The organism is Kribbella sp. VKM Ac-2569, assembly GCF_004216905.1.
Classification (GTDB): domain Bacteria; phylum Actinomycetota; class Actinomycetes; order Propionibacteriales; family Kribbellaceae; genus Kribbella.
The window spans coordinates 160,013-180,236 of record NZ_SGXJ01000008.1; the positions used below are offsets into that span (position 1 = coordinate 160,013).

Annotated in this window: 17 protein-coding genes; 9 read left to right on the plus strand and 8 right to left on the minus strand. The window is 62.1% G+C overall.

Annotated elements, in window-relative coordinates:
* Nucleotides 1–86: 86 nt before the first annotated feature.
* The 5 genes from EV649_RS38815 to EV649_RS38835 form a co-directional block, all read right to left on the minus strand.
* The gene (locus tag EV649_RS38815) at nucleotides 87–368 is read right to left on the minus strand and encodes a hypothetical protein (RefSeq protein WP_130388726.1); all 282 of its coding nucleotides are present in this window, start codon (nucleotides 366–368) and stop codon (nucleotides 87–89) included.
* A gap of 171 nt (nucleotides 369–539) precedes the next feature.
* Nucleotides 540–1,223, minus strand: coding sequence for a GGDEF domain-containing protein (locus EV649_RS38820; RefSeq protein ID WP_130388727.1), 684 nt, complete (start codon nucleotides 1,221–1,223; stop codon nucleotides 540–542).
* Nucleotides 1,168–1,824 carry a hypothetical protein gene (locus tag EV649_RS38825; protein WP_130388728.1) on the minus strand — a complete coding sequence of 219 codons (657 nt, stop codon included), beginning with the start codon at nucleotides 1,822–1,824 and terminating at the stop codon, nucleotides 1,168–1,170. Before EV649_RS38825 ends, EV649_RS38820 begins: the two co-directional genes overlap by 56 nt.
* Before the next feature lie 196 nt (nucleotides 1,825–2,020).
* Nucleotides 2,021–2,296 carry a hypothetical protein gene (locus EV649_RS38830; protein WP_130388729.1) on the minus strand — a complete coding sequence of 92 codons (276 nt, stop codon included), beginning with the start codon at nucleotides 2,294–2,296 and terminating at the stop codon, nucleotides 2,021–2,023.
* The gene (locus EV649_RS38835; RefSeq protein ID WP_130388730.1) at nucleotides 2,296–2,496 is read right to left on the minus strand and encodes a hypothetical protein; all 201 of its coding nucleotides are present in this window, start codon (nucleotides 2,494–2,496) and stop codon (nucleotides 2,296–2,298) included. Before EV649_RS38835 ends, EV649_RS38830 begins: the two co-directional genes overlap by 1 nt.
* A gap of 314 nt (nucleotides 2,497–2,810) precedes the next feature.
* On the opposite strand from EV649_RS38835, the gene EV649_RS38840 reads away from it, so the two are divergent.
* Genes EV649_RS38840 through tgmB form a run of 4 tightly spaced genes read left to right on the plus strand, consistent with a single transcriptional unit; the run spans nucleotide 2,811 to nucleotide 5,814 of the window.
* Nucleotides 2,811–4,076: a helix-turn-helix transcriptional regulator gene (locus EV649_RS38840; protein ID WP_130388731.1), complete on the plus strand. Its 1,266-nt coding sequence runs from the start codon at nucleotides 2,811–2,813 to the stop codon at nucleotides 4,074–4,076.
* A complete protein-coding gene (locus tag EV649_RS38845; RefSeq protein ID WP_157996400.1) occupies nucleotides 4,073–4,615 on the plus strand; it encodes a GNAT family N-acetyltransferase in 543 nt (180 codons plus the stop codon). Before EV649_RS38840 ends, EV649_RS38845 begins: the two co-directional genes overlap by 4 nt.
* Before the next feature lie 23 nt (nucleotides 4,616–4,638).
* A complete protein-coding gene (gene tgmA, locus EV649_RS38850) occupies nucleotides 4,639–4,842 on the plus strand; it encodes a putative ATP-grasp-modified RiPP (RefSeq protein ID WP_130388733.1) in 204 nt (67 codons plus the stop codon).
* Between the two features lie 12 nt (nucleotides 4,843–4,854).
* A complete protein-coding gene (gene tgmB, locus EV649_RS38855; protein WP_130388734.1) occupies nucleotides 4,855–5,814 on the plus strand; it encodes an ATP-grasp ribosomal peptide maturase in 960 nt (319 codons plus the stop codon).
* 257 nt (nucleotides 5,815–6,071) lie between these two features.
* Here the strand turns inward: tgmB and EV649_RS41890 are convergent, their stop codons facing one another.
* The gene (locus tag EV649_RS41890) at nucleotides 6,072–6,740 is read right to left on the minus strand and encodes an NUDIX domain-containing protein (RefSeq protein WP_241999229.1); all 669 of its coding nucleotides are present in this window, start codon (nucleotides 6,738–6,740) and stop codon (nucleotides 6,072–6,074) included.
* 1,106 nt (nucleotides 6,741–7,846) lie between these two features.
* Here EV649_RS41890 and EV649_RS38870 point away from each other — a divergent pair.
* The 5 genes from EV649_RS38870 to EV649_RS38890 all read left to right on the plus strand — a co-directional run bounded on the left by EV649_RS38870 (nucleotide 7,847) and on the right by EV649_RS38890 (nucleotide 15,748).
* Entirely contained in the window at nucleotides 7,847–8,131 is a 285-nt protein-coding gene (locus EV649_RS38870; RefSeq protein WP_130388735.1) for a hypothetical protein, read from the plus strand.
* Between the two features lie 286 nt (nucleotides 8,132–8,417).
* The gene (locus tag EV649_RS38875; RefSeq protein WP_198682936.1) at nucleotides 8,418–10,853 is read left to right on the plus strand and encodes a type I restriction-modification system subunit M; all 2,436 of its coding nucleotides are present in this window, start codon (nucleotides 8,418–8,420) and stop codon (nucleotides 10,851–10,853) included.
* Nucleotides 10,850–11,956: a restriction endonuclease subunit S gene (locus EV649_RS38880; RefSeq protein ID WP_130388737.1), complete on the plus strand. Its 1,107-nt coding sequence runs from the start codon at nucleotides 10,850–10,852 to the stop codon at nucleotides 11,954–11,956. Before EV649_RS38875 ends, EV649_RS38880 begins: the two co-directional genes overlap by 4 nt.
* Nucleotides 11,953–15,039, plus strand: coding sequence for an HsdR family type I site-specific deoxyribonuclease (locus EV649_RS38885; RefSeq protein ID WP_130388738.1), 3,087 nt, complete (start codon nucleotides 11,953–11,955; stop codon nucleotides 15,037–15,039). Before EV649_RS38880 ends, EV649_RS38885 begins: the two co-directional genes overlap by 4 nt.
* Complete coding sequence (locus EV649_RS38890; RefSeq protein WP_130388739.1) at nucleotides 15,026–15,748, plus strand: SprT family zinc-dependent metalloprotease; 723 nt, start codon at nucleotides 15,026–15,028, stop codon at nucleotides 15,746–15,748. The genes EV649_RS38885 and EV649_RS38890 overlap by 14 nt, the downstream gene beginning before the upstream one ends.
* Nucleotides 15,749–15,994: 246 nt before the next feature.
* Here the strand turns inward: EV649_RS38890 and EV649_RS38895 are convergent, their stop codons facing one another.
* Together EV649_RS38895 and EV649_RS38900 are read right to left on the minus strand one after the other, a co-directional pair.
* Nucleotides 15,995–17,848, minus strand: coding sequence for a UvrD-helicase domain-containing protein (locus tag EV649_RS38895; protein WP_157996402.1), 1,854 nt, complete (start codon nucleotides 17,846–17,848; stop codon nucleotides 15,995–15,997).
* The gene (locus EV649_RS38900) at nucleotides 17,826–20,132 is read right to left on the minus strand and encodes an ATP-dependent endonuclease (protein WP_130388741.1); all 2,307 of its coding nucleotides are present in this window, start codon (nucleotides 20,130–20,132) and stop codon (nucleotides 17,826–17,828) included. The genes EV649_RS38895 and EV649_RS38900 overlap by 23 nt, the downstream gene beginning before the upstream one ends.
* Nucleotides 20,133–20,224 lie beyond the last annotated feature (92 nt).

Consider the following 20,224-nt stretch of genomic DNA (forward strand, 5'->3'; position numbering starts at 1 on the left):
AGCTGATTGCAGAGCGCGGCAATGGCTTGTAAAGCAAGACAACTACCGGCTCGCGTGGGCGTTTCTCGCGCGCCGGTCATCGGGGATCAGGGGATCGTGACGATGCGGGCGCCGGTGACTGCTTCGAAGGACGGCTTGATCCAGCGTGGTGAGCCGAGGACCGTGAAGTGCAGCATGCTCGGTAGGAGGATGACCTCGACCTGATCGCGGACGGTTGCTTGGAAGAGGCGTTCGAACGCCGACAGGCACAGCCAGTCTTCCTCGACGAAGACCGCGGCGAGTTCGAGGCCTGCGTCGGCTGCGTAGGCCGTGAGGCGCTCTCTGGTGCGACTGATCTGGGGTTGGCAGATGAGGAGAGGCCCGCACACGTAGGCGTAGGCACGTGGTCCTTTGACTGCTTGCCTTCGGTCAGCGGGTTCACAGTTGCAGATCAGCGAATAGCAGTTGCCGGCGAAGTGGACCCGCCGGCCGCGCGCTCTCCGCCCGGCAGCCGATCCGCCTGTACAGTCGCGACGGGGTACTGGCTGGTCCATGGGATGTCAGCGGCTCGGTCCGAGGGGTGCCTGCGCGATGAAGCCTTGGGCGATTGGTGCTCCTGTGTTGCGTGCGTGTTTGTGGTCGAAGAGGGTGTGCTCGATCGCCCCGATTGTGTGGACCGTGAACTCGCGCCACCAGTGGTCTCCGGCGACGGTCCTGGGCAGATCGGTTGGCGATATCACGCCTGTGCCGAAAGAAACGGTCCGCGGTAGGCCTGCGCACAGCTGGTCGCGCAGGCCTACGACGTGGGTGAGGAATGCGTGCTCATCCGACGTCGTCGCAAGGAGAACGATCTCGTCGCCCCCGAAGGTGGCCAGGGAGCTGTGTTCGACGCTTGAGCGCCAGAGCCAGTTGCGGGCCAGGGTGCCGAGGCGGCCCATGAAGGCGTTGCCGGCCAGGTGACCGAAGGACTGGGCATCGACGGCGTTAGCGCCTTCGACGTAGTCCTTGAGATTGTCGACATCGCCGATTGCAAGGCCCACGGTGTGGCCGTGACCGATGGCGTCGGCGATCAGGCCGGGCAGACGGGTGAAGAAGCCGGGCCAGGCGACCAGACCTGTGATCGGGTCGTCGCGCGCGTCTTCGCACCAGCCGCCAACGGTCGGCGGAGGGAATCGATCGTGCCGAGCGTCAGCGGCGGGTGCGGGCTGGCTCAGTCGGCCCGGAAGCCACGTCGGGGTGCTCATCGGCCGCCCCAGCTACCCGGAGCTCGTCCATCGAGCCGATGGCGAGGGCAGCGAGCACTTGCTCTGCCTCCGGCAGTGGGACCGCGGGAAAGCGCGGGCTCCAGAGCCATCGCAGCCTTCGGCCATTCGGTCCTCGTGACGGTGGTGCCAGGACCGGCGCATCGTCGCTGACCAGCTCGACGTCGGCGAGCCCGACGCGCTGTTTGGTCGGTGCCGTGCAGAAGATCCAGCCGTGGTCCGGCAGCCGCATGACCGGCGGCCAGATCGTAAGGCGTTGCTGCTCGAGTCGACGCATTGCGTACGAGCCAGGAGCCAGCGGGACCCGCCAGATCGCAACCTCGGGCCCCGAAGCGATCAGGAGGTTCGGGGGAGTGGGTACGTCGTAGAGGGTCGACGCCTGGGTCACGTGGGTCAATGGTTCTGTCGCGAGCGGGTGTGCGCCGGGAGTCGCGCAGTACCGGTCGCCACAACTGCACATCCATGTCGTGCGCCAGCTGGTTCCGGCGGGGTCGGGCACCATCGGCGATGCCGGCGTGACCGCGATCCCACGCTCGATGTATGCACGGGTCGCCCTGAGCAGCTTGTTCTCTTTGCGAGCCATCAATGACACCTCCTGTGGGCACCATCATGGCCCACTGAGTCACACACGGTGACACCTGCCTCACGAATTCCTCCTTGATGTTGGGCGCCGATCATCGGTCGCTGGTGGGCGCGACCGGCGCGGGCTCGGTGGATCTGCCAGCACGCCGGCCGCGCCGTTTAGGGGTGGCGCCTGTCGACTTCCGCGCATGTGCCGTTCAGTGGCATTGGGCGGTTTCGGCGCTGGACTCTTCGGATTGGTCGGCGATGTCCGGGTCGAGCCAATGAACCTCGGCCGCGCCGAGATGACCGTGAGCCTCGAGAAGATCGTCAACGGTCGTCCAGAATGTGAGGCCAGGGTTCGCGCCGAGCCACTTGAGCGCGACCCAGGTGTTCCGTCGCTCGTCGAACGGAAACTCGACGCCGATGGCAACGACTCCTGTTCCCATCCCTCCGGACGGATCGCGCTTGCTGAACAACTCGAACCGACGCATCACCGGTTCACCGCCTGGTCGAATGCAGCATCACGAGTCAGGCGGAGGTTCGGGAACTGGCTCGCCAGGACCGCCGCGTACTCGTCGACCATGCAGATCGGTCCGATCCATTCGGCGATCACATGAGTGTCGAGCCAGGCGCGGACACATTCGCTCGGCTCGTCGCAGGTCGCTGCGTCGAGGATCCTTCTGCGCGGCAAGGGCCGGGCACCGACAGCAACGGGGCGATGGCAATGCCTGGGATGATCAGTCACACTACAGAGAGTGCGGATGCAGCTACCGCGATCACGATGCGTATCCGCATGAGCGTGAATCCTCGCTATGCACGCTCGCATAGCGCCAACGGCCGGGGCTAGCGACAATAACTTCTGTGCGACGATGCGAACACTGTGAGGCGCCACTGAGCCGGCACAATCCCGGCTCGGTCTGCGGAGCGTGTGACGTCGCACGTCGTGGTCTGCCCTCGGGCGCCACGTTCAAGGTGCCAGCCGACGTACTGGTTCACGAAGACGTCGTGGCTGCCCTGAATGACTGGAACTGGTCCGGGGCACTACGCGCCATCAGCGCTGCCACGGGCGTCACCCAGATGAAGATGAGCGAGGCCACGGGGCTCACCCAGTCGACGATCTCCCGATTGATGAACGGCAAGATCCCCACTCCGACCATTCAGACCATCCGATCGCTCTGCGACGGTCTAGGCATTCCACGCGACCTTGCCGGTCTCGCAGCCAAGCCAGGTCCGGCTCGGACACCATGCAAGGAGGACGCCACGGACAGACGACAATTCCTCAGTGGCGTCGGAGCGTCTGCTGCTGCCTCGGTGTGGAGCGCGTTTGGCGAGCGTCCGGACAGAATGCGATCCGCCGATGCCGAACGAGAACTCGAGACACTTCGAGCGACCGTGCCGCGGCTGCAGCAGCTGAGTGATGAGTACGGCGGGACCGATGCACTGTGCACGCTTGCGATCAAGCTGGCGAGGCGAGCCGACGAAGTCGTCCAATCGCGACTTGCCTCTTACGAACTGACGCAGCAGGCGCAGTCCCTGGCGGCGCAGTTCTCGATGATGGCTGGATGGCTCCATCTGGACGGCGGTGACCAGACAGTTGCCCGCCTCCACTGGCAGCACGCGCTGTTCCAGGCACAGTTGGCCAACGACCTCGAAACGGAGGTCTTCGCGCTCAGCAGCCTGTCGAACCAGGCAACGTTCAGCCTGAGCCGCGCACCTGAGGGTCTTCTTCTTGCGCAACGAGCGCTCACGGTTGCGAGTGGATGGGCATCGCCAAGGCTGAAGTCCCTGCTGTTGATCCGTGAGGCTGCGGCCTGGGCAGCTCGTCATGAGCCATCTCAGTTCGACCGGATGCAGCGCCAAGCAGCCAATCTGCTTCCGGATGGTCCGGCCGACGACGATCCGAAGTGGCTGGAGTTCTATGACCGAGCGGAGTACGACGGCCTTCGAGCGCTGTCGTACGGGCTGCTCGGTGAGGCATCTCGCTCTGAGTCGCTCTATCGGGACATGCTCAACCGCATCCCGCCCCACCTGCAGCGAAACCGACTCCTCTACACGACGCTGCTCGCTAGATCGATGGTTAGTTCTGGCGACGTTGTTGGGGCCACCGAGATTCTTACGCCACACCTCGAGTCGGTCGCCGCCTCTGGTTCCCGACGGGCTCGTCATCACGTCCGGGCCGTAGCCCGAGCAGCACGCGCATCGCGGACCTCACGAGGTGTGAGTTTTGCAGACCAGACATGTCACGCCGGACTCGACTCGGAGAGAGCATGACCCTGACCCTGACCCGCCATACGGGGACCGAGACCCTCGGACTTGTCCCGAGGCTCAAGCCGCTCTATGCGAACGCCTACTCCGAACCTCCGTACGAGATGTCGGACGAAGACATAGAGCAGTTCGAGATCCGGATCACGAAGCATGCCGGCCTCGACGGCTTCGTCCTGGTCGCCGGAGAGATCGACGGGCGACTGGTCGGGTTCTCGTACGGATTCACCTTCCCGCCTGGACGATGGTGGACCGGTGTCAAGACTGACCCGCCTCCGGCCGATATCGCGTCAGGCCCTCTCTTCGCGGTGATCGAGCTCGGCGTACACACGGAGTTCCGTGGCCGCGGCTTCTCTCGCCAGCTCGTCGACGCTCTCCTCACCGACCGGCCAGAGTCGTTCGCGAGCCTCATCTCCCGCCCGGGTGCGCAGGCTCACGCGATGTATCAACGCTGGGGGTGGAAGAAAGTCGGCACTACGCAGACCTACCCGCACTGGCCCGTTGAAGATATTGACGTTCTCCCGTTGCACGACAGCAAGTCCGCCTGACCTCTCGAAGAAAGGCATCGATCATGAGTAACCGTCCGTTCGGTATGTCCCACCTCGTGCGTTCCACCGTCGAGCAGACGGTCTCGGACGAGGCACAGTACGACCCTGAAACGCAGATCAGCACGACCTCCGACGGCCAGCCCTGGGTCGCACAGCCCGGCGCGCTGGCTGCCGAGCAGTGCCGGCCTGGCGACGGCAACGACGACGCCAACAGCCTGCTCGCCTGATCTGCCGCGTTGATGAGCGACGGGTCGGCTGTCCTGGTACTCACTAACCCGAACGACGTGACAGCCGACCTCATTGTTCAGAAGCTCCAACGATCTGGCACTCAGGTCCTTCGCTGTGACCTCGCGGACTTCCCGATGGCTATCACGCTGGAGGCGCATCATGAGGATCGCTGGGTCGGTGCCATCAAGCATGCTGATCGCGTCGTCGATTTAGCTGATCTTCGCGGCATCTACTGTCGGAGGCCGACGGCGTTTCGGTTGCCTGCAGACATGACGGACGACGAGCGGGAGTTCGCCTCCACGGAGGCGCAGGCGGGCTTCACCGGGGTGCTGATGGCGTTGCCTTGCCGTTGGATCAACCATCCTGCGGCCGAACGCATCGCGTCGTACAAGCCATATCAGCTGAGACTCGCCCACGCCTCCGGCCTTGTAACGCCTCGTTCCATCATCACGAACGACCCGATGGCGGCGAGGAAGTTCGCCTCCGACCAGACCCGGCAGGTGATTTACAAGGGCATCGGACGCGACTTCGCCAACGGTCCCATCAGCACACCGACGATCCGCTTCGTGAAGCCGGACGAGATCGACGACTCCGTACGACTGACGGCACACCTCTTCCAGGAGTTCGTGCCCAAGCACCACGATATTCGCCTGATCGTGGTCGGATCGGAGATCTTCGCAGTCGAGATCCACGCGCACAACTCACAAGCAGCACTCGACTGGCGTACCGACTACGACGCCTTGACGTACAAGCCTGCTGAGGTGCCGGACGAGATACGCGTTGGTGTTACCCACCTGATGGCTCGCCTCGACTTGATCTTCGGCGTTCTCGACTTCGTCGTCGCACCCGACGGCCGTTGGTACTTCCTGGAGATCAACGCAAACGGCCAGTGGGCATGGCTTCCTGGAGTAACGGATGAAGTCGCCGGCGCAATCGCGAACGTGCTCACGACACCGAGCGGACCAGGTTGATGTCGGCCTGGCTGGTGCCGAGTGCTCGCCGCTCTCAACTTCTCCATCCAAAGGAGCTCAGCTGTTGTCGAACGAACACGGACGCATCTTCCGCGAGGCATGGATTGCAGGCGTGACGAAGCACTACCCCGGTGAACCAAAGCCTGGGTACGTAGCCCCGTGGGAAGACACACCCGATTGGGAACGGGAGAGCGCCGCAGCGGTCTACGACCAGGTGCGGGCGTTCGTCGAGGTGTCGGGAGGAAAGACAAGCAAGCTCAGTCGAGAGCAAAAGGGCCGCTTCGTGGCGTTGTGTTGGATCGCCCAGATCCACCGACACATCCCTGATCCCAAGCCAAGCTATGTGCCGACTGGGACAACCTGCCAGCCTGGCAGCGAGAAACGGACGCGGACATCTTCGAACGGATTGAAGACGCGAGCTGAGGACCTACAAGAGCCGAGATGGCCTGCTGCCTGAAGGTCATCGGCCAGTAATGTGGGTTGCTAGCAACCATCCTGCCAGACAGCGCCCGCCTGCTGTCCTCGGTATGGAAGCAACGGACCTGGCGCCCGCGCGGTCCATGCGCAGCACCAGCCATCTGCAGGACTTCGGCAGCCGTCTGTTGCACCAGAACATCAGGATCGTCAGGTCCCTGGATCAGGTCAGCCGGCCCGGAACGCGCGAGTACGTGAAGCAAGCCGACAAGAGACGCCGCGCCGATGATCTCTCCGGTATCGATCCGCTCGCGAATCGAATCGAGACCAAGCCAGTTGACGCCCTCCGCCTCGTTGATGTCTTCCGGCTCACCGATGTAGTCGGCGCCGTACGACACGAACAGCATACTCTCGGCGTCCGCCGTACCCACCGAAGTCCGCAAGGACACCAGAGGCTTCACGTTTCGCGGCCGCCAGCCTGTCTCCTCCTCGACCTCGCGAGCCGCCGTCACAGCCGGATCCTCATCGGAGTCGACGTACCCGCCTGGAAGCTCCTACCCCCAGCGGTCGACGATGAAGCGGTGCCGCCACATCATCAACACGTATCTTGCTTGTCATCAAGCACAACTATCATGGCGGCCTTGGGCGTCCGCAGCACGTACTGTTCGAACCGCGCCCCTTCAGGCAGCTCGACCAATGCGATGCTCAACTGCAAGCGTCGGGTGTGTCATCAATCACCGCTCGCCATGGATCTTCCACAATGTGGATTCCGCATCATCGTCGGCCGCCACGCCACGACATCACCACCTTGCGTGTCGCCCTCCCGGTGGGCTGGCTTCAGATTCGGGCGAGAACGGCCCGTCGCGCAAGTGTCTCAACCTGGCTGCGTCCAAGTCTGCGCCTGTCAGTGCGTTCGTTGGCAGGCTGCGGATGCCGCTAGTCATGGCGGCGACATCGGTTGTCGACGTGAACTGCTGGACCGTGTGGACTACCAGGCAGAGGTCTACCCCGACTCGACGTACTGCAGCACATCGAGCCTCGAGGACAGGCAGCATGTCCATCCAGCGACGGAGCATGCGTAACGCGGTGGTGGGGAGTCCGGCTACTTGGGTCGGGTCGATCCGTGTGAGCTCGCCGGCCACTGAACCTATGCGGAGGTTGTAGCGGTCATTCACGCCATCGAGGTATCGCCGTATGCGACGTGAGAGCAACCGTACGCGCCACAGGTCGCCCACCTCGGCAGACAGTGCTGCCAGCCGGCAGAAGTCCTTCAGGACCTCGCCCAGATGTTGCGTCCACGCCGCATTGGTCTCGCAGGGCTCTCTCGGGAACTTGAACTCGATAGCCGCGAGCGTTGATTGCGTGACCATTAGGTCAACGGCGTCAGGGATGCCTCCTCTGCTCCACTCGGTCATGGTGTCGGCCTACGAGCTCCTGGATGGTCGCGAACCGCACGACATCCTCCGTGAGCACCGCTTCGATGCCAGGCACGCGATGGCGATCTCGGTGAGCTGCGGTGGCTGCCCACACGAGGTCCCAACGAACGGCGCTCATGGACCGATGGGTAATCGCCGAGTGCTCCGGCAGGCTCTCGCGGCGTGCTGGCATATTTTCTTTCATGACTGATGAGCGGCTCGGCTACCCCGTCGACGACAGGCCGGCGGCGATGGGGAGTCGAATCGATGCAGGACACTTGGGTGATTTCGAGTTGGCCGCTGCCCGTGTCGTCGCGCGGCTGACGGGTGAGCGGGTCGTACTCCAAGGTGACAACAGTGCTCCTGGGATGGTGGACCTTCGCATCGACAACAAGGACAAGCCGCCCGGATTAGATGGGTTGCGAACGAGCGTGTGGCTCGGGGTCTCACTACTGGCCGTAACGGGAGACCTGAGGATCACGATGTAGCGAGGTAGAGGCGGTGGGACCATCGTGGAGCGCATACGGGCCTGTCCTACGCGCAGATCGTCGAATGTCAATGCTCGATGATCTGAGGCACGGGAACTACGCTCGGGGTGCGAGCGCACCAGCAGTGATGATCGACGCGAGGGGGTGGAACGAACGATCTTCGGCTCCTATGACGGTGAGTGCAATGCGCATTGACCTGGTCAGCTTGACGCTATGTGCTGAATGCAAGCGGTGGTAAAATCGCCGTAGTTATATGAATAAACAAAATACGACAGGAAGACCAGCTGTGGCCCTCAAGAAATCGGATCTCTACAGTTCTCTGTGGAAAAGCTGCGATGAACTTCGTGGCGGCATGGATGCTTCACAGTACAAGGACTACATCCTGACCCTCCTGTTCGTGAAATACGTGTCGGACAAGGCGAAAGCCGATCCCGACAGCCTCATCGATGTTCCGGCGGGCGGCTCCTTCGACGATATGCTCGCCGCCAAGGGCGACAAGGAGATCGGCGACCGCCTCAACAAGATCATTGGCGCGCTTGCCGAAGCCAACGGCCTGCGCAATGTCATCGACCTGGCCGACTTCAACGACGAGGAGAAGCTCGGCAAGGGTAAGGAGATGCAGGACCGCCTCTCCAAGCTCGTCACGATCTTCAACGACCTCGACTTCCGTGGCTCACGTGCCGAGGGGGACGACCTGCTGGGTGACGCGTATGAGTACCTGATGCGCCACTTCGCCACCGAGTCGGGCAAGAGCAAGGGGCAGTTCTACACGCCGGCCGAGGTCTCCAGGGTGCTCGCCAAAGTGCTGCAGATTCCAAAGGACGCTAAGCACAGCACCACGGTCTATGACCCGACCTGTGGCTCAGGCTCGCTGTTGATCAAGGTCGCTGCCGAGGCACCCAACGGTCTCACCATCTACGGCCAGGAGAAGGACAACGCCACCTGGGCATTGGCTGAGATGAACATGATCCTCCATGGCAACGAGGATCGGGAGATCCGCAAGGGCGACACCATCACCAGCCCGCAGTTCGCCAAAGGCAGCGAGCTGCGTACCTTCGATTTCGCCGTCGCCAATCCACCCTTCTCGATCAAGTCGTGGAGCAACGGCTTGGAGAACGAGTTCGCTCGCTTCGAGTATGGCCGGCCGCCGGAAAAGAACGGTGACTACGCCTTCCTGCTCCACATTCTCAAGTCGCTGAAGAGCAACGGCAAGGCCGCCATCATCCTCCCGCACGGCGTGCTGTTCCGCGGCAACGCCGAGGCCACCATCCGCCAGCGCCTGCTCAAGCATGGCTTCATCAAGGGCATCATCGGCCTACCTGCGAACCTCTTCTATGGCACGGGCATCCCGGCCTGCATTGTCGTGCTCGACAAGGAGAATGCCCAGGCTCGCACCGGCATCTTCATGATCGACGCATCTAAGGGTTTCATCAAGGACGGCCCCAAGAACCGCCTGCGCAGCCAGGACATCCATAAGGTCGTCGACGTTTTCAACAAGCAGATTGAGATCGAGCGCTACTCGCGTATGGTGCCGCTGGCTGAGATCGCCGACCCGAAGAACGACTACAACCTCAACATTCCGCGCTACATCGACTCCTCCGAACCCGAGGACATCCAGGATCTGCACGCCCATTTGAACGGAGGCATTCCGGATCGCGACATTGACGCCCTGTCTCGCTACTGGGACGCCTTCCCACAGCTGCGCAGCCAACTGTTCAAGCCGAACCGTCAGGGTTACAGCGACCTGACTATCGACGTCAGCCATGTGCAGCAAGCCATCCTTGACTCACCAGAGTTTCAGAAGTTCGCTGCCGAGGCCCGCGACGTGACCGCCGAGTGGTTCGCCGCCCACCGCGACCGGCTGGCAAACATCGACGCAGGCATACAGCCCAACGACCTGATTACCGTCGTTAGCGAGGCCCTGCTGGCCCAGTTCAAACCAATGCCGCTGCTGGATGAGTACGACGTCTACGAGCAGCTCATGGCCCACTGGCATAGCACCATGCATGACGATGTCTTCCTGATCATGAACGAGGGCTGGGTCGACGCTGCCAAGCCGCGCAAGACCATCGAGGACAAAGACCGCAAGCTCGCCGAAACGCCCGACTTGGTCGTCGGCTCGGGGCGCGGCGCCACCAAGTACAAGATGGACCTCATCCCGCCGGCGCTCATCGTCGCGCGCTACTTCGCTGAGGAGCAGGCCGAGCTTGAAGAGTTGAGTGCTGCCGCTGAGGAGATCGGCCGAGCCGTCGAGGAGTATGTCGAGGAGCATGCCGTCGAAGACGGACTCCTCGCGGAGGCCATGGACGACGACAAGATCACTAAGGCGCTCGCCAGCGCGCGGCTAAGGGTCGCCAAGCGTCAGGGTACCGATCCTGACGAGGTAAAGGCGCTGGAGCACCTGATCAACCTCTACAACGCCGAAGCGGTCGCGAAGAAGTCCGTCAAGGACGCTCAGGCAACACTGGATCTAGCTACGCTCAAGAAGTACGGCGACCTCACGGAGGCCGACGTGAAGACACTGGTGCTCGACGACAAGTGGCACGGCACCATCGCGAGCCGCATCGGGAGCGAGGTCAACTCGCTCACGCTTGCTCTCGTGGCGCGCATAAGGGAGCTCGGCGAGCGTTACGTCGACACAGTTGACGCGCTCGACGTCGAGCTGCAGGAGATTGAAACCAAGGTCATCGACCACCTGACGGCGATGGGGGTCGAGAGATGAGCGGCTGGCGGAGCTCGCCGCTCGGCCAAGTTGCGACATTGCAGCGTGGCTTCGACCTGCCCTCCAGACTCAGGCGTCGCGGAGTCGTTCCGATTGTCAGTTCATCTGGGGTGAGCGGATGGCACGACCGACCGATGGTGAAAGCGCCCGGCGTCGTTACAGGGCGATATGGAACTCTCGGCGAGGTCTTCTTTCAGGACAACGACTTCTGGCCGCTCAACACGACCCTTTGGGTGTCGGACTTTCACGGAAATGACGAGCACTTTGTCTATTACCTGCTTCAGCGCGTGAACTTCGCCGCTCACAGCGGAAAGAGCGGCGTCCCTGGTGTGAACCGAAACGACCTTCATACCGAAGTGGTGTCGCTCCCGATGTCAACGGCCGAGCAGCGCGAGATCGCCGATGCGCTGGCGGACTGTGACGCTCTGATTGTCACCCTGGAACGGTCGATCGCCAAGAAGCATGCGATGAAGCAGGGCATGATGCAGGAACTTCTCACCGGCAGGACCCGCCTCCCAGGGTTCACCGGTGGGTGGGCCAAGTCCGCTCTCGGCGCTGTCGCCACTGTGAAGATGGGCCAGTCTCCTGCTGGATCGTCCTACAATACAGCTGGCCAAGGCACGCCGCTCGTCCAGGGCAACGCTGATATTCGTCACCGGAGAACCATCGATCGAATCTGGACCACACAGCCAACCAAGCACTGCCGGGCAGGAGATGTTGTGCTGACCGTCCGAGCCCCGGTCGGCTTCACTGCGGTCGCGTCGAAGGACTCGTGCCTAGGCCGCGGCGTCTGCTCAATCAGCACGAAGGATGACAACAGGTTTCTGTATCACGCGCTTGTCTACGCTGAGCCGAGTTGGTCGGTCTACGAACAGGGCAGCACGTTCACGGCTGTGAACTCGAACGAGGTTCGGTCGTTCATCCTCCCCTGGCCCACGGATCAAACTGAGAGGCGTGCGATCGCAGCTGCATTGGACGCCGCTGACAACGAGACCGCCCTACTCAGCCAGCGCATTGCGAAAGCGAAGGCCATGAAGCAGGGCATGATGCAGGAACTTCTCACAGGACGCACGCGGCTCACCGCCACTGAGGCGTTGTCATGAGCGATGTCGGCCAGATCGAGCGCTTGGTCCAGGACCGTGTAGTCAAGCTGTTCCATGAGCAGTTGGGCTACGAGTATTTGGGCAACCGGGAGTACCGCGAAGGTAACTCGAACATCGAGACCGATCTGCTGACGCAGAACCTGCGTGCGCGTGGCTACGACGGCAACCTGATCAACAAGACGATCGACCAGCTGAAGAAGGCCGCAGCGCTCGGTGGTGGACACGACCTGTACGAGGCCAACCGTGACGTCTACGACTTGCTCCGCTACGGGGTAAAGGTCAAGCCGGGTGCTGGCGAGCACTACGAGACGGTATGGCTGATCGACTGGAGCACGCCGGCAGCCAACCACTTCGTCGTGGTCGAGGAAGTCACGGTGCTGGGCCAGCACGCCAAGCGCCCGGACGTCGTGCTCTACATCAACGGGATCGCCGTAGCCACGCTGGAACTCAAGCGGTCGCTCGTCGCAGTGTCCGAGGGCATCCGGCAGACGATCGGTAACCAGAAGCCCGAGTTCATTCGCCCCTTCTTCTCCACGGTCCAGTTCGTGATGGCGGGCAACGATGTCGAGGGACTGCGCTACGCCGTCATCGACACACCGGAAAAATACTGGCTGGAGTGGAAGGAGCCGTCAGAGGTCGCGGATCCGCTCGACCGAGTGCTACTGCAGCTGTGCAGCAAGGATCGCCTGTTGGAGCTGATCCACGACTTCATGGTCTTCGACGCGGGCGTGAAGAAGACGGCTCGCCACAACCAGTACTTCGGCGTCAAGGCAGCGCAGGCCCGGGTCGCCAAGCGTGAGGGCGGGATCATCTGGCACACCCAGGGCTCGGGCAAATCCCTGACGATGGTCTGGTTGGCCAAGTGGCTTCGTGAGCACCAGGGCGATGCGAGGGTCCTGCTGATCACCGACCGTGCCGAGCTGGATGATCAGATCGAGAAAGTCTTCAACGGCGTCAAGGAACAGATCTACCGTACGAGCAGCGGCGCCGACCTGCTGGATACCTTGAACAAGTCGACCGAGTGGCTGATCTGCTCGCTCGTACATAAGTTCCGCGGCTCGGATGAAGAAGCGGCACGTGACGAGGCGCAGAGCGAGTTCATCAAGCAGCTAAACGCCAAGATCCCAAAGAACTTCAAGGCCAAGGGCAACCTGTTCGTCTTCGTCGACGAAGCTCACCGAACCCAGTCCGGCAAGATGCACGCCGCGATGAAGGAGCTCGTGCCGGGGGCCATGTTCATCGGCTTCACCGGCACCCCGCTACTCAAGGCTGACAAGACCACCAGCATCGAGACCTTCGGATCGTTCATTCACACCTACAAGTTCGATGAGGCCGTCGAAGACGGCGTGGTAGTGGATCTACGCTATGAAGCCCGCAACATCGATCAGCACCTGACCTCACCGGCGCAGGTGGACAAGTGGTTTGAGCTCAAGACCAAGGGCATGACCGACCTGTCCAAAGCGGAGCTCAAGAAGCGCTGGGGCACGATGCAGAAGGTCGTTTCGTCCGAGCCGCGTGCCAAGCAGATCGTGCAGGACATCCTGCTCGACATGGAGACGAAGCCGCGTCTGATGGACGGGCGCGGCAACGCGATGCTGGTGGGCGCGAGCATCTACCAGGCGTGCAAGTTCTACGAGCTGTTCTGTAGCGCCGGCTTCAAAGGCAAGTGCGCCATCATCACGAGCTATGCGCCCAGTCCGAGTGACATCTCCAAGGAAGACTCAGGCGAAGGTAAGACCGAGAAGATCCGTCAGTACGACATCTACCGCAAGATGTTGGCTGACCACTTCGGCGAGTCTGAGGATGTAGCCATGAGGAAGGTCGAGCAGTTCGAGCAGGAGGTCAAGGAGCGATTCGTCAAGCACCCTGGCCAGATGCGGCTGCTGATCGTGGTCGACAAGCTCCTGACCGGCTTCGACGCCCCCAGCGCCACCTACCTCTACATCGACAAAACGATGCGTGACCACGGTTTGTTCCAAGCCATCTGTCGGGTCAACCGGCTTGACGGCGACGACAAGGACTACGGCTACATCGTCGACTACCAGGATCTGTTCAACTCCCTCGAGGACGCCATCACCGACTACACGTCCGGCGCGCTCGATGGCTACGAGCAGAAGGACATCGAGGGCTTGCTGACCGATCGGATCGAGAGTGCACGGGATGACCTCGACGAGGCGCTTGAGCGCATCCGAGCCATCTGTGAACCGGTCGCGCAGCCAAGGAACACGCTGCAGTACCAGCAGTATTTCTGCTCTGCTGAACAGGGCAACGCCGAGCAACTGAAGGCCAACGAACCAAAGCGGGTCGAGCTCTACAAGGCTGTTGCTGCCGTTGCCCGTGCGTATGCCAACCTGGCGAACGAAATGACGGCCGCTGGCTATACAGACGCGGAGGCTGAGGCGATCAGGAAGGAGATTGCCCACTACGCGAACGTCCGCGACGAGGTGAAGCTGGGCGCCGGCGAGGATATCGACTTCAAGCAGTACGAAGCTGGTATGCGTTTCTTGCTCGACACCTACATCCAGGCCAACGCTTCCGAGACCGTGTCGAACTTTGAAGACACTGGTCTTGTCGAGCTCATCGTCCAGATGGGTGCTGGTGCGATCGACAAGCTCCCCGAGCGCATCAAGCAAGATCCCGAAGCCGTAGCCGAGACGATCACCAACAACATGCGCAAGGTGATCATCGACGAACGGGCAATGAACCCGAAGTACTACGACAAGATGTCGGAGCTGCTCGACGCCATCATCGAGGAACGGCGCAAAGGAGCGATCGAGTATCAGGCCTACCTTGCCAAGCTGCTGGAGACCGCCAGGAAGCTTGGCACGAAAGAGTCAGACACGAAGTATCCGGACTGGGCAGATGACGGCGCAAAGCGTGCTCTGTTCGACTTCCTCTACCCTGACGAGCATCTTGCTGGCGAGATCGACAGCGTCGTGCGGCATACCAAGCCGGATTCCTGGGTTGGCAGCCCAATCAAGGAACGCAGGGTCCGGAACGCCATCAGGGGCAAGCTGCCGACTGACTTCGACCGGATCGATGAACTGTTTGAACTGGTGAAGGCACGCTATGAGTACCGCTAGCGCTCACCTCACCATCCGCGGCATCGATATCGATGTCGTCTACAAGAACATCAAGAACCTACACATCGGCGTCTACCCGCCCATGGGTCGTGTCCGCGTCGCCGCACCCGAGCGCCTCGATGACGATCAGGTCCGCCTCGCGGTTATCCAACGACTGTCGTGGATCAAGCGTCAGCGCGAGCAGCTGCAGTCCACTCAACGCCAGTCCGAGCGCGAGATGCTCACCGGCGAGTCCCACTACGTCTGGGGTAACCGACATCGCCTCAAGGTCATCGAACGGCCCGGACGCGCACACTTTGAGGTCGACAGTGACCGGCTCCTGCTGTACGTCCCTGCCGGAACTAGCGGCGAGTGTCGCCGCGAGCTGCTTGATCGGTGGTATCGGGAACAACTCCGTCAAGCCCTCCCTCACCTGATCGCGAAATGGGAGCGGAGGCTCGATTTGTCGGTGCCTCGGTGGAGTGTTCGACGCATGAAGACCAAGTGGGGCTCGTGTAACCGCGAAAGCCGGCACATCTGGTTCAATGTCGAGCTCGCCAAGAAGCATCCCGACTGCCTGGAGTACATCGTCGTCCACGAGATGACCCATTACCTCGAACGTAAGCATGGGGATCGTTTCACCAAACTCATGGACGGTTTCATGCCGGACTGGCGCAACCGCCGGGACCAGCTCAACGACACGCCGCTTGGGCACGAGGAATGGAAGTAGAGCTCATGAGCGGACGCGCTTGCTGCGGGCCAAAGAGAGGCCGATATGCCCGAGGCCACTGACAAGCTGTCTGCCACCGCGGTCGATCCCCGCGTGTTGCTTGCGGAGTGGGCGAACGAGAACGACGAGTGGGTCCGCGCCATCGTTGCCGAGGTGGTTTCCTCCGGGCGCACGACCGTCGGTAGAGGCGCCCCCGCGGCGTCGCCCGGTTGGTCCGCAGACCAAACTCCATGTTCTCCTGAGCGGTTAGGAACCGGTCGTTAAGGTGAGATCTTCGGCCGTGATGGTTGCGTCTGTCCCGGGGAGCCCGGATGTGCGCAGCGCCTCAAGCGCTTTGGGAACGTCGCGGGCGTACAGCGCGATGGCCAGTTCCTCAGTGGCGCGCGAGGCACAAACGTACAGGAGCCTGCGAGTTCGATCGACCACGGATTCCTTGCCTTCGGCCGTGCTCTTCTTTTCAGCTGGTGAAGGAGGCCTGATGCCGAAGAGCCGGTCGTAGGAGAACTGACGGTGCTTGCCTTCGTCGTCGTCCAGCACGACGAGCACGCGCGGGAACTCGGCGCCCTTGACACCCTGCTGCGTTGCGTACGGCGAGTCCGTGGCGAGGTACCGCTGGTACCCGAAGAGTTCTAGGAGATCGCCATCGAGGAATCGATCGCGCAGGTCGGGGTCATCATCAGATGCATCTCCGGACAGGAAGGCGGCTAGACGATCGTCGACAGTGATCAGTCCGTCGTCGGCCGCCAGTTGGATGGCCTTGCCGATCGATCCCGGGCCACCTTTCTCAAAGATGTCCCGCAGCTCCTTCACGGCCTTCGCCAGGCGGTCCAGCGTGGGCCGCGTCATCTCCGCCGTCAAGGTCTCAGGCTGCAGTAGCGGACTACTGTCCCGCAGCAGTGACATTACTAGACCGGAGTTGTTGTCCGCCTCGACGATCGGCACAAGAGTTTCGATGAACGGGGTCAGGGGCCAGGCCCGCCCCTCGTCGAATGCGTCGCTGAGGCGGTGCGAATTCCGGAACATGTCGAACAGTTCCTCGAAGTGCAGGCGTCGCGCCGCCATTCGGTGCGTGATGACCAGCACTTTGGCGTCCTCCGAGCCGTCGACGTGCCTCCAGCCACCTGACTTCGATTGTTCGGCGAGGTGATCGAGCGCGCGGTCAAGCAGTGGAAGCCGCCGCTCATCGTCCGCCGGGAAGACGAAGTACGCCACGTTCCCATCACGCCATTCCGTCGGCTTCAGGCCCGTCTGCTGCTGCAGATTGTCGTTCGGAGCCTCGGCACGGATCGCATTGATAACCTCGAGGACGCGCCTAGGCGAACGGTAGTTCTCCGGCTTGGGCACGCGCTGGAGCCCTTCCTGCAGTTCGATGCTGCCAGCCCCTTGGACATAGATCTTCTGCATCGGATCGCCGAAGAACCCGAGCTGGAATGGCTCTTGGGTGCTGGCCACGTGCAGCAGGCCTGTTACGACACTCGCGAGGGTGTCCTGACTCTCGTCCACCAGAACAACCGGGAACCTGCGGGCCAGCAGCTTGGCCAGCAGCGGTCGCTCCTCGATCAGCGGCGGCACCATGCGAATGATGTCGTCATGGCCGACGATTCCTTCGCCGTATCGCGGGGCCACGTGGTAGTCGAACGACTGGATGGCGGAGATGCTCGGCAGCTCGGCGCGACGGCGTTCCACTCGGGCCGCGAGTTCATCGTGTCGGGATCTCGCTCTGCTGGCTTCGTCCTCCAGTTCAGCCAATCGCTCTTCTGCCCGCTGCTGCACCCAGGCGCGGACGTCTTGCTGGAAAGGCTTGATGACGCTCCACAGGAAGCTATGGATGGTCGAGACATGGATCGCGCGGTCCCGCCGCAGTTCGTCGGCGATCTCGTCCGCCGCGATCTCCGTATAGGTGATGCAGGCAACCTTCTGGCCCCGTGCCCGCATCTCGGGGCCGCGGGTCTTGATTACGTGGTCCAGGGCCTTCACCAGCGAGGTGGTCTTGCCGGATCCGGCACCCGCGATCATGGTGAATACGGCCGGTCTGCGCTCATCGAGAATTCGCCGTACTGTGTTGTCGGCTTCTGTGTCACTCCTGGTCAGTCGGCTCATCCGGTGCCACCTCCCCGGCGACCGTTGGCTCTGTGTCCAGCTTGCGCAGTCCGGTTTCCAGCCAATCGAGGCCGTCGCGGATGTACTGCGGGCAGGTCCAGGCGGCATCCGTTTCCATCAAAGTCAGGGCGAAGCGGGTCTTATCGAAGGTGCGCACTGTGTCGTGAATGTCTTTGAAGATGTTCTGCAGGCCCTTGGCGCGGATATGGTCGTCAACGCGCAAGTCGAAGTCCGGCCCGTCGTCGGCCTGCGTTAGCGCAAGGTTCTCGAAGGCGAAAGCCTCCTCAAACGTCCGGCCGGCGATCTGCGTCGTCTCACCGTTCCACTCCACCGTTGTGGCTGTCTGGTAGGCCACTCGAACGGCCGCGCCCGCGGGTCCGCCGTCTGACTCCTTCTTGTCTGGCCCCGCGGCCAGCAGTTCGTCGACGCGCTGAATTTTCGGCAGCCAGTCGCGCAGGACCGGGTTGCCGGTCAATGCATCGTCGACGTTGGCCAGGCAGTGTTCGCCGTTCAGCTTCGGGCCCTTGATGCTGTCCAGGTCGCTGATGATCAGGCAGCGCAGACCGAGGAATTCGATGAGTTCCTTGAACTTGTGCGCGAACGCTCCACCGACCTCAAGGATGCTGAGGTGCGATGCCTCGAGCTCCGGTCGGAACTTCTTGATCATCAGCGGAAGAAGCAGGCGTTCCACGTTGCCCTCGACCAGGATCACGGCGTCGGCGAAGAACAGATCGCAGTGCGTCAACTTGATGTACTTCCGAAGGAACTCGCGGACCTCACTCCTGGTCTTGTCGGCGAAGACAGATAAATCCTTGATGTCGCTGTGGTGGTACGAATTCTTATCTGGCACTCGTGCGAAGTACCGGATCGCGCTGAAGTCCTCGTACACGATGTGCGATGAGTGTGTTGTCAGCAGGAACTGTGTTCCCTCCGCGCCCTTTCCTTCGCTAAGGATTTCACGCAACTGACGGACGAACACCTGCTGCAACTGCGCGTGCAGATGTGACTCGGGCTCCTCGATCATGATGAGGTGTACAGGCGGCCGATCGCCATCGATGGCCTGCCAGTGATGGTGTGCGGCAAGCACTTCGATGACAATGTAGATGAGGTTCTTCAAGCCCAGCCCGTTGTATCGGTCTGGAAGCATGATCGCGTCGCCGTTGCTGTCCGCGGCGACCCCGGGTACCGCGTAGTGGACGCGCGCCGCGTGGTTAAGCAGAACCTCAGTGCTCAGCTCCGCCCTGATCTTGAGCTCTGGGTCGGCGATGCCTGGATAACCCAGCTTGCGGAGTCGCTCGAGCGTCCCGGCGAACGTCGCCTCCAGGTGCTCGTTCAGCTGGACCTCCGAATCGGCTAGGGCCTTGAGCGCGCCCGGAGCAGGTTCCATGGGTTCGAGGTTGCGTTTGTAGTAGCGGCTCAGGGTCTTCGACAGATCCTCGTCTCGGGCGCCGCCTTCGTCTGAGAAGTAGCGCTGCGCCCCCAGCAGATCCACTGCCAAGAGGGACTTCAGCACGTCTGAGCCCTTGGCCAGTCGGAGTGGGCGATAGTCCGGCAGCGGCTCAAGGTCCGCGTCCACTGAATTCTCGTCAAGCTTGTAGTAGGCGACGTGGTAATGGCTGGTGAGCGACTTCGTCAGAAAGTCGAATACGTCGCGCGGCCACTGCTCGACGCTGTCGGGCTCGTCACCCGCGTCAGCCTTGGTGGCGGGTTGCTCGACTCCAGCGGGCCGGCCGTCGGCAGGAGGGAGATCGAGCTGCTCCGCCGCTACCGCTGGGTCCGAGATGTGTCCGGTCTGCGGTTCAGCGGCGACTTCACGTTCGGCGAGATACGCGTCATACAACTCCTTCGGATCCCGCGGCTCGTACGAGAGCCGCATGCCGACCAGACCTGCCGGATCCCAGCTGAGACCGGGGATCAGGTCGACGGCCCGATGAAGGTTCTGGTCGTCCACACGGAACCAGAGGTCGAGCGTGATGGTCGGCAGCTGTTGGTCGCCGGACTGGTTGTAGGCGCGGAATGGCTGCCAGCATTCGGCAGCGAAGTCGTACATGCTGAAATGCGTGCTCTTGGTGAAGCACTGGAACACGTGCATCGCCGAGGTCTTGCCGCTGTTGTTCGCGCCGACGAACACCGTCGTCGTTTCGTCGAGGTCAACTCTCGCACGTTTGAGCCGCCGGAAGTTCCTGACGACAAAGCTATGCAGATACACAAAACTCCCCCCGGACCCGCAGCTGCCATCCACCCCAGATGCAGTCTGCAGCTCCATATCTTCGGCGGGACGCACGCCCCGTCCTTGCTGCTGGTAGGCGCGGCCCAACGGGGAGTATTGCGCGATCACACTCCGTTGCCAAGTCCTGGCGACCGGTCAAATCGATC

What these genes read in the sequence shown, in the direction of transcription:
- EV649_RS38820 (WP_130388727.1), bottom strand. Translation starts at nt 1,223, where the DNA reads ATGAGCACCCCGACGTGGCTTCCGGGCCGACTGAGCCAGCCCGCACCC.
- EV649_RS38825 (WP_130388728.1), bottom strand. Translation starts at nt 1,824, where the DNA reads ATGGCTCGCAAAGAGAACAAGCTGCTCAGGGCGACCCGTGCATACATC.
- EV649_RS38830 (WP_130388729.1), bottom strand. Translation starts at nt 2,296, where the DNA reads ATGCGTCGGTTCGAGTTGTTCAGCAAGCGCGATCCGTCCGGAGGGATG.
- EV649_RS38845 (WP_157996400.1), top strand. Translation starts at nt 4,073, where the DNA reads ATGACCCTGACCCTGACCCGCCATACGGGGACCGAGACCCTCGGACTT.
- tgmA (WP_130388733.1), top strand. Translation starts at nt 4,639, where the DNA reads ATGAGTAACCGTCCGTTCGGTATGTCCCACCTCGTGCGTTCCACCGTC.
- tgmB (WP_130388734.1), top strand. Translation starts at nt 4,855, where the DNA reads ATGAGCGACGGGTCGGCTGTCCTGGTACTCACTAACCCGAACGACGTG.
- EV649_RS38870 (WP_130388735.1), top strand. Translation starts at nt 7,847, where the DNA reads ATGACTGATGAGCGGCTCGGCTACCCCGTCGACGACAGGCCGGCGGCG.
- EV649_RS38880 (WP_130388737.1), top strand. Translation starts at nt 10,850, where the DNA reads ATGAGCGGCTGGCGGAGCTCGCCGCTCGGCCAAGTTGCGACATTGCAG.
- EV649_RS38885 (WP_130388738.1), top strand. Translation starts at nt 11,953, where the DNA reads ATGAGCGATGTCGGCCAGATCGAGCGCTTGGTCCAGGACCGTGTAGTC.
- EV649_RS38890 (WP_130388739.1), top strand. Translation starts at nt 15,026, where the DNA reads ATGAGTACCGCTAGCGCTCACCTCACCATCCGCGGCATCGATATCGAT.
- EV649_RS38895 (WP_157996402.1), bottom strand. Translation starts at nt 17,848, where the DNA reads ATGAGCCGACTGACCAGGAGTGACACAGAAGCCGACAACACAGTACGG.